The 14,338-nt window shown below is 38.3% G+C and carries 11 protein-coding genes; all 11 read right to left on the bottom strand.

Annotated features, from left to right (window positions below):
- Positions 1-2: 2 nt before the first annotated feature.
- Positions 3-2,606 carry a DNA polymerase I gene (gene polA, locus JEM45_RS01095; protein ID WP_198687564.1) on the bottom strand — a complete coding sequence of 868 codons (2,604 nt, stop codon included), beginning with the start codon at positions 2,604-2,606 and terminating at the stop codon, positions 3-5.
- A gap of 132 nt (positions 2,607-2,738) precedes the next feature.
- Positions 2,739-4,313 (bottom strand): AbgT family transporter, encoded by a 1,575-nt coding sequence (locus JEM45_RS01090; protein ID WP_026866864.1) that lies wholly within the window; start codon positions 4,311-4,313, stop codon positions 2,739-2,741.
- Between the two features lie 97 nt (positions 4,314-4,410).
- Positions 4,411-5,676: an NADP-dependent isocitrate dehydrogenase gene (gene icd, locus JEM45_RS01085; protein ID WP_166626774.1), complete on the bottom strand. Its 1,266-nt coding sequence runs from the start codon at positions 5,674-5,676 to the stop codon at positions 4,411-4,413.
- A 17-nt stretch (positions 5,677-5,693) separates the two neighbouring features.
- Positions 5,694-6,809 (bottom strand): citrate synthase, encoded by a 1,116-nt coding sequence (gene citZ / locus JEM45_RS01080; RefSeq protein ID WP_198687563.1) that lies wholly within the window; start codon positions 6,807-6,809, stop codon positions 5,694-5,696.
- Between the two features lie 378 nt (positions 6,810-7,187).
- Entirely contained in the window at positions 7,188-7,937 is a 750-nt protein-coding gene (locus tag JEM45_RS01075; protein WP_166626775.1) for a hypothetical protein, read from the bottom strand.
- 18 nt (positions 7,938-7,955) lie between these two features.
- A complete protein-coding gene (pyk, locus tag JEM45_RS01070; protein WP_198687562.1) occupies positions 7,956-9,716 on the bottom strand; it encodes a pyruvate kinase in 1,761 nt (586 codons plus the stop codon).
- Positions 9,717-9,728: 12 nt separating this feature from the next.
- Positions 9,729-10,688, bottom strand: coding sequence for a 6-phosphofructokinase (gene pfkA / locus JEM45_RS01065; RefSeq protein ID WP_166626913.1), 960 nt, complete (start codon positions 10,686-10,688; stop codon positions 9,729-9,731).
- A gap of 153 nt (positions 10,689-10,841) precedes the next feature.
- On the bottom strand, positions 10,842-11,789 hold the full coding sequence (locus JEM45_RS01060) for an acetyl-CoA carboxylase carboxyltransferase subunit alpha (protein ID WP_198687561.1): 948 nt from the start codon (positions 11,787-11,789) through the stop codon (positions 10,842-10,844).
- A gap of 2 nt (positions 11,790-11,791) precedes the next feature.
- Complete coding sequence (accD, locus tag JEM45_RS01055; RefSeq protein WP_026866857.1) at positions 11,792-12,643, bottom strand: acetyl-CoA carboxylase, carboxyltransferase subunit beta; 852 nt, start codon at positions 12,641-12,643, stop codon at positions 11,792-11,794.
- 17 nt (positions 12,644-12,660) lie between these two features.
- On the bottom strand, positions 12,661-13,083 hold the full coding sequence (locus JEM45_RS01050; protein ID WP_166626778.1) for a FadR/GntR family transcriptional regulator: 423 nt from the start codon (positions 13,081-13,083) through the stop codon (positions 12,661-12,663).
- On the bottom strand, positions 13,083-14,321 hold the full coding sequence (locus JEM45_RS01045) for an NADP-dependent malic enzyme (RefSeq protein ID WP_198687560.1): 1,239 nt from the start codon (positions 14,319-14,321) through the stop codon (positions 13,083-13,085). The genes JEM45_RS01050 and JEM45_RS01045 overlap by 1 nt, the downstream gene beginning before the upstream one ends.
- Between the last annotated feature and the right edge of the window lie 17 nt (positions 14,322-14,338).

Here is a 14,338-nt window from a genome sequence, read left to right as displayed (position 1 = left end):
ACCTACTTTACTTCGTACCAATCTTTACCATAGCCCGCATCCACTTTCAGTGGTACACCAATATCTAAAGCATCTTCCATAATTTCAGTAATTATTGGTATGAATGCTTCAACTTGGTCTTCTGGAATATCAAAGATCAATTCATCGTGGATTTGTAAGAGCAATTCAACATCAAAGTCCTTCGCTGCTTCACTATTAGCAAACTTGACCATTGCAAGTTTAATAATATCAGCAGCTGACCCTTGAATCGGTGAATTCATTGCTGTTCTTTCAGCAAATGACCGCGCGTTAAAATTACGGCTATTTATATCAGGTAAATAGCGGCGTCTGTGTAAGAGCGTCGTTACATAACCATCTCTTTTCGCATCTTGAACCACATCATGCATGAAGGTCTTCACTTCTTTAAATGAATTCAAATATGTCTCAATAAACTGCCCAGCTTCTTTTCTTGTAATACCAAGATTTTGACTCAGTCCATAGTCACTAATGCCGTAAACAATCCCAAAGTTTACTGCTTTAGCATTTCTTCTCATGAGAGGCGTAACATCATCTAAATCAACGCCGTAGACCTCCACGGCAGTCTTCGTATGGATATCAATGTCATTGGTAAAGGCTTCCATCATTGATTCATCTTTAGTAATTGTGGCAAGTACACGCAACTCAATTTGCGAGTAGTCGAGTCCGAGTAAGACATTACCTGCCTGTTTTGGCACAAAGGCTTGTCTAATTTTTCTACCTTCTTCTAAACGAATCGGTATGTTTTGTAGGTTTGGTTCAATACTAGATAAGCGTCCAGTCTGAGCTAAGGTCTGGTTAAAACGCGTATGAATGCGACCGTCCTCAGAAACTTCACTCTGCAGACCAATAACATAGGTAGACTGTAGCTTGGAAATCGTTCTGTAGTGTAAGATGTATTCAATGATTTCATGCTTATCTTGTAGTTGTTCAAGTACATCCACTGCCGTTGAATAACCGGTCTTTGTCTTTTTAATTACAGGTAATTCGAGCTTCTCAAATAGAATAACACCGAGTTGTTTTGGAGAATTAATATTGAAAGTCTCACCAGCAAGTTCATATATTTTAGCTTCAATTTCCTCTAGCTGACCGGCAAGTTCTGCCTCCATTTTTTCTAGGCGCTCTTTTTCTACCTTTATACCTTTTAATTCCATCTGAACTAATACTTTAGATAGCGGAATTTCAAGATCATGCCATAAATCATACATCTCATCAGCTTTTAACTTATCAGTCATTACATTTTTAACTTGATGAATGGCTTGGACCTTATCCGCTAAAAAGTTAAGCGTTTCTTCTTCTGTCGGTGTCTTTTTCTTACGGCCCTTACCGTAGTGGAAGTCATCGCTATTGATAGAAATGTTAAAGTCCGCAACTGTTTCAGCAACATCGATGATTTTCTTAGATGGATTAATGAGAAAACTAGCGAGCATTATGTCTTCGGTAAAGTCCTCAAAATCAATATCTAAGTGATGTAAAAGTGCGATTTGTCTTTTTAAATCATAGGTATTTACGGATTCCCTAGAATGTAAAAACTCAGCCAAAGCTTTGTTATCGATTTCTGAAATAGCTTTTACAAATACATGTTCACCATCTGTAATACTGATAAATTCCGGTTTTAATTTAATATAATTATCACCATGAACTTCTAAAAATACACTGATATCTTTTGAAAAGTCATTAAGATGATCTGTTTCTTTTGCAGTAAAAGCTTCAACTTCATCGACTTCTGTCGCTTCCATATTATCTAAGAGCGAATTGAACTCCATCTCTTTAAACAAGTCATATTTCTCTTCTGAATCTTCATTTTTAAATTTCAGACTTTCAAGGTTAAAGTCAAAAGTCATCTCACGATATATTGTAGCAAGTTCCTTACTTAATAAGGCGATATCTTTGTTGTTGCTTAAATTTTCATTTAACTTTTTAGCAGTGACCTGATCTAAATTTTCTATTACATTTTCAACACTACCGTGTTCTTTCAAGAGTTTGACTGCTGTCTTCTCCCCTACACCTGGCACACCTGGGATATTGTCTGACTTATCTCCCATCAATCCTTTTAAGTCTATGATTTGCTCTGGCTTTAAACCATCATACACTTCCGCAACATGTTCAGGTGTATATACTTCAATGTCCGTGACACCTTTTTTAGTAATGTAAACTTTAGTATGATCAGATGCGAGTTGAGTTAAGTCCTTATCACCTGTTATGACAATCGTTTCAAAGCCTGCTTCATCTGCAAGTTTTGTCCATGAACCAATAATATCATCGGCCTCATAGTCTTCATGTTCAAAACGTTTTATACCATATGCATCAATTAACTTTCTAATCGGCGCAAACTGTTCCCCTAATTCAGGTGGTGTCTTCTGTCTGCCACCCTTATATTCCTCGTATTGCTTATGTCGAAAAGTAGACTTACCGGCATCAAATGCCACTAAGAAATAGTCTGGATTCTCTTCTTTGATTACTTTTTCTAAGAGGCGTGCATAGCCAAATACAGCGTTGGTATGCAAGCCACTTTTATTCGTTAACAGTGGCAATCCGTAAAATGCACGGAATGCGATACTATTACCGTCCATGAGAATTAATTTCGCCATAATAGTCTCCTTTGAATTGCATTCTTATTTTAAAGTATACCGTTCATTATAGGGTTTAGCCAAATAAAAATACACCTCCTGTATTAAACAAGAGGTGCATTCATAACATCTACTATAAGTAACATATTTATGTTAGTAAAGTATTGGTGAATCTGGACCGAGTGGCATACCAAGTAGGCTCCATACGATCAACATGATTGCCCAGAATACAAAGAAGAAAATTGAGTATGGTAACATCACTGAAATCAATGTACCGATACCGATATTCTTATCGTATTTTTGAGCAAAGGCAATAATAATTGCAAAGTACGTCATCAATGGTGTAATGATGTTTGTACTAGAGTCTGCAACACGATATGCCATCGTCGTCATCTCTGGTGAGTAACCCAATTGCATTAGAATTGGTACGAAGATTGGTGCCATCATAGCCCATTTCGCACTTGCACTACCAATGAACAGGTTAATTAGTGCTGTAATTAACATAAAGCCAACTAAGAGTGGAATACCCGTTAAGTTCATACTTTCTAATAATTCAGCACCGTAAACACCAATTACGATTCCAAGGTTAGATTCTGTGAAGTATGCAACAAACTGACCTGCTGCAAATGCTAAAACGATAAACATACCCATAGACGCCATCGTATCACTCATTTGACCGGCAACGTCCTTATCGTTTTTAATACTCTTCGTTACGATACCGTACACGACACCTGGAACGAAGAAAAGAATCGCAATAATTGGTACAAGTGAACTCATGAATGGTGATTGGATAATCGTATCCATGTAGTTACCTAAGTCATCTGATCCACGCATTGGTGAGTTTGGTAGAACAACTAATAGTAAGGCTAAGGCAAAACTGATAACTACTGATACTCCAGCCCAGATTAAACCTTTTTTCTCAACCGGTTTAAGTGTCTGCATATCATCAGTTTCTTCACCCATTAACTCTTCTTCTTGTTCCTTAGTCATTTTGAATGAACCTAAACGCGGTTCAACAATTCTAGCAGATACAAACCAACCGACTAATGTCAGTAAGAACACACTTAAAGCAATGAAGTACCAGTTCATCGCGACATTAATCGTATCTGCGTATGCTGGATCTATTACTGATGCTGCTGCAACAGTAATTTCTGCGAGCATTACATCTGTACCACTTAAGAGTAAGTTTGCAGAGAATCCTGCAGATACACCGGCGAATGCAGCTGCTAAACCTGCTAGTGGGTGTCTACCTAAAGCAAGGTAGAGTAGTGCACCAAGTGGTGGTAAAACAACATAACCAGCATCAGACGCTACTGACGACATAATACCAGCAAACACTAGACCTGCAGTAATTAAGTTTTTTGGAATCGATAACACAAAACCTTTTAAAGCCGCACCGATTAAACCAGAACGCTCAGCAACACCAATACCAAGCATCGTCATTAATACTACACCAAGCGGTGCGAAATTTATGAAATTATCAGTCATCGTTTCAAATATGTAACTGATACCCTCAGCGTTTAATAAGTTGTTAACAGTAACCGTCTCGTTACCTTCTCCTGGGTGTGTAACAGATACACCTAGGACAGAAAATAATGTCGAAGCGACTAAAGTAAGTAAAGCAAGCAAGATAAATAGAGTCACTGGATGTGGTAATTTATTACCGAGCCACTCGACAAAATCTAGGAATTTCTGAAACAATCCATGCTTCTTGTTTGAATCTTCCACGAGAATAATCCTCCCATTTGATAAAATAAATTAAGGGCTGTCATCCCATGACAGCCCTTTCAAGTATAATATGAAGTTCTATACAATTCAATGAAGATTACATATTTTCAATTAATGCATCACCGAATTCAGAAGTCTTAACTTCTGTTGCGCCGTCCATTAGACGAGCAAAGTCGTAAGTTACAACTTTTTTAGCTATCGTTTTTTCAATGGCGTTGTTCACTAAGTCAGCAGCTTCCTGCCAACCTAAGTGTTCTAACATCAACACACCTGAAAGTAAAACAGATGATGGGTTTACTTTATCTTGTCCAGCATACTTCGGTGCAGTACCGTGAGTCGCTTCAAAGATTGCGTGACCTGATTCATAGTTAATGTTTGCACCAGGTGCAATACCGATACCACCTACCTGTGCAGCAAGTGCATCAGAAATGTAGTCCCCGTTTAAGTTCATTGTTGCAACAACATCGAACTCTTTAGGGCGCGTTAAAATCTGTTGTAAGAAGATGTCGGCAATTGAATCTTTAATGATAATCTTGCCGTCAGCAACCGCTTGGTCTTGAACTTCGTTCGCCTTATCTTTACCTTCTTTTTCTACAATTTCATCATATTCAGCCCAAGTAAATGTCTGATCTTTGAATTCAGTACGTGCGAGTTCATAACCCCAGTTCTTAAATCCGCCTTCTGTGAATTTCATGATGTTACCTTTATGAACAAGTGTAACAGATGGTTTGTTATGCTCAATCGCATAGTTAATAGCAGAACGTACTAAGCGCTCAGTACCTTCTTTTGATACTGGTTTAATTGCGATTGAAGATGATTCTGGGAAACGAATATTTTCAACAGCCATTTCATCTTGTAAGAAGTCGATAACTTTTTTAACTTCTGGCGTACCTTCTTTAAATTCTATACCTGCGTAAATATCTTCAGTATTTTCTCTAAAGATTTGCATATCACAGTGTTCAGGGTGTTTAACCGGAGATGGTACACCACTGTAATGTCTAACTGGTCTTAGACAAGCGAATAAGTCTAACTCCTGACGTAATGTTACGTTTAGAGAACGGAAACCACCACCGATTGGTGTAGTTAACGGTCCTTTAATTGCGATGAGGTACTCATCGATTTTATCTAAAGTTTCTTGAGGTAGCCATTCACCAGTTTGGTCAAATGCCTTTTGTCCAGCAAGTACTTCTGTCCATTCTATTTTCTTTTCACCATTATAAGCTTTTTCAACAGCTGCATCGATTACACGACTTGCTGCTGCCCAGATATCTGGTCCAATTCCATCACCTTCGATGAAAGGTATAATCGGTTCGTTTGGTACATTTAATACACCATTTTTAGTTTCAATCTTTTTTCCTGCCATTTTTTTACCCCCGTATCTTATCTGTTTTCGATTGGTTCGTATTTTCTATCTGTATAACCGTTGTATTCCGCACGTGGACGGATTAAACGATTGTTTTCATACTGCTCAAAAATGTGAGCAATCCAACCTGAAGTTCTACTTACCGCAAAGATTGGTGTGAACAATTCATGTTCGATACCTAAAGAGTGGTAAACCGAAGCACTAAAGAAGTCCACATTTGGTAAGAGCCCTTTTTTACGTTCGATAATTTCTGCAATTTTAACTGACATTTCGTAAAGTTCAGGTTCTCCATTTTCTTCAGTAAGACGACGTGCCATATCCTCTAGATACTTCGCACGTGGGTCACCATCTTTATAAACACGGTGACCAATACCCATAATTTTTTCTTTGTTTGCTAATTTTTCCTCGATATAGTCATCGACCTTATCTAGAGAACCGATTTCCTCAAGCATCGCCATCACTTTCTCATTGGCTCCACCATGCAATGGTCCTTTAAGTGCACCAATTGCACCAGTGACACCTGAGTACATATCTGATAGTGTAGCAACGATGACACGAGCTGCAAATGTTGATGCATTAATTTCATGGTCTGCATGTAATATTAGCGCTTTGTTCATCGCTTCAATTTGTACTTCAGTCGGCTCTTCTCCATTTAACATGTACAAGAAGTTTTTTGCATAACCATAATCCGGATTCGGATCAATTACACCTAAACCTTGACGTGTACGTGCGATAGCCGCAACAATTGAAGGAATCTTCGCTTGAATGCGAATTGCTTTAAGTAAAGTCGCTTCCTCAACTTGTTCTTCTGCACGTTCATCCGTATGAGATAACAATGAAACTGCCGTACGTAAAGCGCTCATCGGATGGACTGATTTATCTACAAAAGTTTTGTAGAAGTTTTTTGCATCATCTGTAAGATGTGCATGATTAAACAATTCCTTCTTAAAGTTTGATAACTCTTCAGAATTTGGTAGCTTATCATGCCACAATAAGTAGACAACCTCTTCAAATTCTGCATTTTCTGCTAAATCATCAATTTCATAACCGCAATAAGTCAGCTGTGTGCCGATAATTGAACTGATTCTAGATTCACCAATTACAACACCTTCTAAACCGCTGTTTCCAGTCATAAATCCCCCTCCTATATATGCAACAGAATGTTTAAGGCAAGTATAACAAAATTGTGACAGTTATGATATTCGAGTAATTTCAATCATTTTTGTGAAATAATATTCAAAAATACTCGTCAACACTTATCACTTCTTGTTTTCTATACCCATTATATTTATTTTAACACATCCATAAGTTGAAATTAATTATCTTATAATAATTAATAAGAATAAGTTTATATTTTGAAGTTGTTATTTTGTAGCGATCTACTATCAATATCAGAGCGACCCGATACTCAGCTAACAGACCGCTGTCAGTACCACAGCGACCCGATACTCTCGATAATCACCTAAACACAAAAAAGGTAGAGCTCAAAAGAGTCCTACCTATCAAATAACCTATTCATTTAAATTTTGTGGAATTTCGATTGCCTCGATGCCGCCAATATTTGTATAATCAGCAGCTGCTTGAATTGTCGCTTCTTCGCCTTCTCCTGTAACGGTCGCTTCTAACTGACTACCGGTAAAGCGTTCTTCTGCATCAAAGTACAACTGCAGTGTCCCATTGACACTGTCAAATGATGATGCGATTTCACTCGTACTTTCGTTTAAAAGTGGTTCTATGGTAGACATATCATCAATGTTGACAGTAATCGCGTAGCCTTCTTCTAGACTGCTTAACTCCCCAGCTGGATAGTCAGATAAACTGCTGACTACCGCCTCGTAGCTATTCGCTTCTAATGAATCTGTACTGTCCACTTCGTTTAATTGATTGTTGTCATAAATATAATGTGAACCGTCAATCATGTAGTGAGATGTCACTTGTCCATCATGATCAACCGATAGTTTCATCTCATTTTGATCATCATAATTGATGACACTTTGAAAACTTGTAGTCTCTTCACCTTGTTCTACAGTGAATTCCTGATTCCCAGTGTAAGATAAAACACCTTCACTGTTACTGACGGCATTTTGAATCAGTTGGTCTGCTGTTATCTCACTGTCATTGCCAGCGGATTCTTCTGTTTGTTCAGCATCATTTGCTGATTCATCTTGTTCACTGTTCTCTTGTTCTCCATTATTCCCACCTGCATTACATGCAGCTAAAAGGAACATGCTAAGAAATAATATACTGAGCGTCTTCTTCATCTCTTACACCTCTAATCTTTATAACACGTGTGCATGTCCACTATAGACGACGCTTTGTTCACTATCAAGTGTCACAAGCATTTTATCTTGTAAGACATCAAAGGCATCAGTCGCTCCGACAATAGTTGGTAATTCTAGGTTCAGGCCAACGATTGCACCTTGACTTGTCAGTCCACCTTCTATAGTTACAAGCCCTGCTGCTTTAATTAACAGCGGTGTCATCAATGCATCGACAGATTGAACAACGACAATCTTATCTGTCGTATCTTTCTTCTCTAATTCACTGAAATTACGAGCTGTAACAACTTCTCCTACTGCGCTTTTCGTACCAATACCTTGTGCTTTAATCAATGTATCACCAACGACGTGAAGTTTCATTAAGTTAGTTGTACCTGCTCGACCTGCTGGTACGCCTGCAGTAATAATAATTAAATCACCTTCATTTGCATAACCTTTTTCAAGCGTAGCAGTTACTGAAGTATTTAATAGATCATCTGTATTCTTTTGACCCACCTTAACAATTGGATGCACACCCCATACTAAGTTTAGCTGTCTAGCTACATGATCATAAGGTGTTACCGCAACGATATCTGAATGTGGTCTATATTTCGCAATCATATTTGCTGTGTGACCACTTTCCGTTGCTGCAACAATCGCCTTACAACTTAAGTTTAATGCAGTATGTGCCACAGATACGCCTAAGGCAGTCACCATGTTTGTCTGTGTTGATTTTGTTCGGTCAGATAATAATTTCTTGTAATCTTGTGCTTGTTCAGAGGACTCAGCAATCTTCGCCATTGTCTGTACCGCTTCAACTGGATAATCTCCAGCAGCTGTTTCACCACTTAACATTACAGCATCTGTACCATCGTAAATCGCATTCGCAACATCACTTGCTTCAGCACGTGTACAACGTGGATTGTGTTGCATCGAATCTAACATTTGTGTAGCTGTAATTACTGGTTTACCGACTAGATTACATTTCCTAATCAATTCTTTTTGTTTCATCGGCACTGTTTCCGGTGCAATTTCTACACCTAAGTCCCCACGAGCAACCATGATACCGTCTGAAATCTTAAGGATTTCATCAATGTTTTCAATGCCTTCTTGGTTTTCAATCTTAGGAATAATTTTAATGTATTCACCTTGATGCGTTTCAAGTAATTCTCTTATTTCTAATACGTCTTGTGGACGACGTACGAAACTTGCAGCAATAAAATCAACGCCTTGTTCGATACCAAACTTAACGTCAGCTTTGTCCTTTTCAGTTAAACCAGGTAAGTTCACACTAACTCCAGGCACGTTTACGCCTTTTTTATTTTTCAAAATACCATTATTTCTTATCGTCGTTGTAATAATACCTTCTTCTTTATTTATACTCTCGACTTGTAGTTCAACTAAGCCATCATCGAGTAAAATAAAGTCGCCAGGCTGAACATCATCAATCAAACCTTCATAAGAAACTGAGAAGCGATCTTTATTACCTAACACTTCAGTCATCGAAACTTCAATTGTTTCACCTTTTACTAGTTCAACTGAACCATTTTCCATACTGTGTGTACGAATTTCTGGACCTTTGGTGTCTAATAAGATCCCGACGGTTTTATCCAGCCTTTTAGCAACTTTACGAATCGTTTCAATACGTGCAAGATGCTCCGCATGGTCACCATGTGAAAAATTCAAACGTGCCACATTCATACCGGCTAAAATAATTTGTTCAAGCTTTTCTTCAGATTCTGAAGCAGGTCCAATTGTACATACGATTTTAGTACTTCTCATTATAGTTTCCCCCTAGATTGATAGTTCTTTTGAAAGCTGATAAATAGAATTATTATAAGATTTTTCATGCTCGTGTACATAGTCGAGTGTGACCGTAGATAGTTGATTGTCCTTGATACAAGTCCCAATTTCACTTTGTCCATTGAGTAGTAACTCTACCGCATATGCACCAAATCGTGAACCGAGTACCCTATCTTTTGCAGAAGGTTTACCACCACGTTGAATATGTCCAAGTACACTTAACCTAGTTTCTATATTAATATACTTTACTAACTCCACGCTACAATATTCTGCAGTCATTACGCCTTCTGCAACAATTATTAAGGAATGTTTCTTACCTCGGTCGAGCCCTGCCTGTATTCTGTCCGCCACATCAGACATCTTCGTATTTCTTTCAGGTATAAAAATTGTTTCAGCTCCCGCTGCTAATCCAGCATTTAAGGCAAGTTCTCCAGAATCTCTTCCCATCACTTCAACAATAAAGGTCCGTTCATGACTCGTGGCAGTATCACGGATTTTATCGATCATGTCTACAATGGTGTTTAATGCCGTATCATAACCTATTGTTTCATTTGTACCGGGAATGTCGTTATCAATTGTTCCAGGAATGCCAATGACCTTGATGCCATAGTCTGAAAGTACACTTGCACCTCTGTAAGACCCGTCACCACCAATGACAACAACGCCTTCAATACCAAAATCCTTTAGATTTTGAACCGCCTTTTGTTGTCCTTCAACTGTCTTAAAGGCTTCAGACCGGGCTGAATATAAGACCGTACCACCTCTATGTATAATATCGCCTACATCACCCAGTGACATCTCCTTTATATCCCCATTGATTAAGCCTTGATATCCATGAGATACGCCGTAGACCTTAAGACCTTCATAGATGCTTTTTCTCACCACAGCACGGATGGCTGCATTCATACCAGGTGCGTCTCCACCACTTGTTAATACTGCAATCTTCTTCAATAGAATCACCCATTTCTTAGTCATCTTAAACATAGCACAGACCTTAAGTGTGGTCTATTCTTAAGAATATAAAATTAAAAATCCATACGTTAAATGTTAGAGCTTCTTATACTCAAACTTAATAACGTACGGATTATTAATAAAATCGACTCATTATTCTTCGTATTGACCAATTGCCATATATTTTTCGAATCTTTGATTTACAAGGTGTTCACCATCGAGTTGTGTCAATTCTTCTAGGGCATTTTTCAGTACTTTCTCAGTTTCATTGAACACAAAAGTCTTATCGTTATGTGCCCCACCTGGAGGTTCTTCAATCGTGCCATCACTGACACCTAATTCTAGAAGATCATCCGCTGTGATCTTAAGTGATTCTGCTGCGATTTCTTTTAGTGATGCATCTTTAAAGAGAATTGATGCCGCACCTTCTGGTGAAATAACTGAGTAGGTCGAGTTCTCAAGCATGTACAGTTGATTACATACACCGAGTGCTAAAGCACCACCTGAACCACCTTCACCGATAACAATACTAATCACCGGTACAGTGAGTCCTGCCATTTCAACGAGATTTCTTGCAATAGATTCACTTTGTCCACGTTCTTCAGCTGCCTTACCTGGGTAAGCGCCTTTCGTATCAATAAAGCAAATGACCGGACGATTGAACTTCTCTGCCTGTTTCATCAATCTTAACGCTTTTCTATAACCATCTGGATGTGCCATACCAAAGTTTCTGGCAATGTTGTCCTTAGTATCCATCCCTCTTTGGTTACCGATCACTGTCACAGGGCGACCATTGAACATTGCAATACCACCAATAATCGCATTGTCATCGCTATAAGCTCTATCACCTTTTAACTCGATAAAATCATCAAATAAAGCAGCAATGTACTCCTTAGAAGTTGGACGTTTAATATATCTTGCAATTTCGACACGTTGCCAAGGTGTTAGATTTGAATATATTTCCGCTCTCTTATCCTTCACTTTCTTCTCCAAAAAGCTAATTTCAGTTTTTAAATCTAATTTATTTTTATGTGCGTATTTTTCAAGTTCTTTAATCTTATTTTCAAGCTCACCAATAGGTTTCTCAAAGTCAAAAGCCATATTTACACCACCTCTTTATGCATTTTTAAGATTGTACCGAGATAGCGTTTCATATGGGTACGGTTAACGACCTCGTCTAATTGACCATGCTTGAGTAGGAACTCAGCAGTCTGGAAATCATCTGGTAATTTTTCTTTTATGGTTTCTTCAATAACACGACGGCCAGCGAAGCCGATTAGGGCACCTGACTCCCCGATATTAATATCACCAACAGAGGCAAATGATGCCGACACGCCACCAGTAGTCGGGTTTGTCATATATGAAATATACAAGAGCCCAGCTTCACTATGTCTTTCTAAAGCGACACTGACTTTAGCCATCTGCATTAAGGAAAGAATACCTTCTTGCATTCTCGCACCACCACTTGCAGTGAAGACAATGACAGGTAGTCTATGCTCTGTTGCATAGACAAAGCTACGTGCAAGCTTTTCCCCTAATGCTGAACCCATACTCCCCATTCTAAATCTAGGGTCCATTATTGCGACAACAACATCATTGCCCATAATCTTCCCATGGGAAACGACAAGGGCTTCATTGAGTCCTGTTTTTTCCTTATCAGATTTTAGTTTTTCATCATAATTAGGAAACTTCAACGGGTTTGAAGAAGTCACATTTTCAAAAAGACGTTCCTCAGTATCGACATCAAGTAAAGCTTCCATTCGATCTGTACTCGTTATCGGTAAATGATAATCACAATTAGAACATACGTTTAAACGCTTGTGAAGATCTTTAGAATACAATATCTTTTTACAATTTGGACATTTGGTCATAATTTTTTCTTGCTCTATTAAACCGTCTTTGCCCTGCTCATCTGTCGCTTTTTTATTTAACTTAAAAAATATATCTCTTAGCATTCCTACACCTCATTAAATCACGCTTTATGTCTGTCTGCATATTTTTCGAGTAAAGAATAAATTCTACGCACGATCTGATTATCGTCGTCTTTTACCGTCTTCATACCCTGATATTTATGTTCGTAATAAAAATCGATCATATGCATGAGTTCATTAAGCTCCTCATACTGTTTTTCAGTATGGATTAAATACTTTGCAATTAATTTATACAGTTGATGATTGTCAATATTTGCTAAGTAAGTCCCTTCGCCTCTTTTAACATAGATTACACCTATGAGTTCTAAGGCTCTTAGAGCTTCTCTGACACTTTGCCGACTTACATTTAGTCGTTCTTTTAAATATCTTTCACTTGGTATCTTCTCGCCGATACCGATGTTTTGATCTTCGATGATTTTGTCGATTTCTTCTAGAATCGTTTCGAGACCTTTTTTATTTTCCATTAGTTCACTGATAACTCACTTATTAATTTTTTTGTTTTTTCATATACTTCACCAGGCTCAACCTTGATACGGGCAACCCCAGTATTCATAGCAGCTTCTGCCACTTTTTCTGCAACAGTAGGTGCCACCTCTGGGTGAAAAGCATCCGGTATCACATATTCAGGACTAAGTTCCTCGTCTGTTACTATATCTGCGATTGCTAACACTGCCGCTTTCTTCATCTCTTCGTTTATATGCGTCGACTGTACATCTAAGGCACCACGGAAGATACCTGGGAAAGCGAGCACATTATTAACCTGGTTCGGAAAGTCACTACGCCCCGTACCAATTACTTTAACACCTGCTTCATGTGCAATATCTGGCATAATTTCTGGTGTTGGGTTAGCCATTGCAAAGATGATCGGATCTTCCTTCATAGAATGAACCATTTCTTTAGTCACTGCATTTTCGACTGACACACCAATAAATACATCAGCATCCTCGATCACATCGACTAAATTCCCTTCATTGTTATTTATGTTAGTGAATTTAGCGACTTCTTCTTTTATAGGATTCATACCACTTGGACGACCTTCATAAATTGCACCACGTGAATCACACATGATCATATCTTTTACACCAAAGCTGTGTAAGAGCTTAACAATTGCCACACCAGCTGCACCTGCTCCGTTTAGTACAACCTTGATTGAAGATAATTTTCTACCAGTCAGCTTAATCGCATTAATTAAACCAGCTAAAGTCACAATTGCAGTACCATGTTGATCATCATGGAATACTGGAATATCGACTTCTTTTTTTAAACGTTCTTCAATTTCAAAACATCTCGGTGCTGAGATATCTTCTAAATTGATTCCACCAAATACTGGTGTCATCAATTTCACAGTATTAACAATCTCATCGACGTCATTTGTTTTAAGAGCAATTGGGAATGAATCCACTCCTGCAAAATTTTTCAGAAGGATAGACTTACCCTCCATCACTGGTAAGCTTGCAGAAGCACCAATATTACCAAGGCCTAGTACAGCAGACCCATCTGTAACAACACCAACTGTATTACCTTTAATTGTATAGTCAAAGATCTTTCTTTCGTCTTCGTAAATTTCCTTACAAGGTTCAGCTACGCCAGGTGAATATGCAAGGGATAGTGCTTGTCTATCTTTAATCTCAACTTTTGAGTTTACGGACAATTTTCCTTGGTTAACTTTGTGTAGTTCTAATGCATCGCTTTTAAGTGACAAATCATTTCCTCCTATAG

The organism is Jeotgalicoccus sp. ATCC 8456 (assembly GCF_016313225.1).
GTDB lineage: Bacteria > Bacillota > Bacilli > Staphylococcales > Salinicoccaceae > Jeotgalicoccus > Jeotgalicoccus marinus.
Note: the sequence above shows the minus strand (reverse complement) of the source record. Positions and strands in the feature narration are given on the sequence as shown.

Excerpts from the sequence above, each read along its gene's own strand:
- pyk (WP_198687562.1), bottom strand. The coding sequence starts at position 9,716 with ATGAGAAGTACTAAAATCGTATGTACAATTGGACCTGCTTCAGAATCT.
- JEM45_RS01060 (WP_198687561.1), bottom strand. The coding sequence starts at position 11,789 with ATGGCTTTTGACTTTGAGAAACCTATTGGTGAGCTTGAAAATAAGATT.
- polA (WP_198687564.1), bottom strand. The coding sequence starts at position 2,606 with ATGGCGAAATTAATTCTCATGGACGGTAATAGTATCGCATTCCGTGCA.
- JEM45_RS01075 (WP_166626775.1), bottom strand. The coding sequence starts at position 7,937 with ATGAAGAAGACGCTCAGTATATTATTTCTTAGCATGTTCCTTTTAGCT.
- JEM45_RS01050 (WP_166626778.1), bottom strand. The coding sequence starts at position 13,083 with ATGGAAAATAAAAAAGGTCTCGAAACGATTCTAGAAGAAATCGACAAA.
- icd (WP_166626774.1), bottom strand. The coding sequence starts at position 5,676 with ATGGCAGGAAAAAAGATTGAAACTAAAAATGGTGTATTAAATGTACCA.
- accD (WP_026866857.1), bottom strand. The coding sequence starts at position 12,643 with ATGCTAAGAGATATATTTTTTAAGTTAAATAAAAAAGCGACAGATGAG.
- citZ (WP_198687563.1), bottom strand. The coding sequence starts at position 6,809 with ATGACTGGAAACAGCGGTTTAGAAGGTGTTGTAATTGGTGAATCTAGA.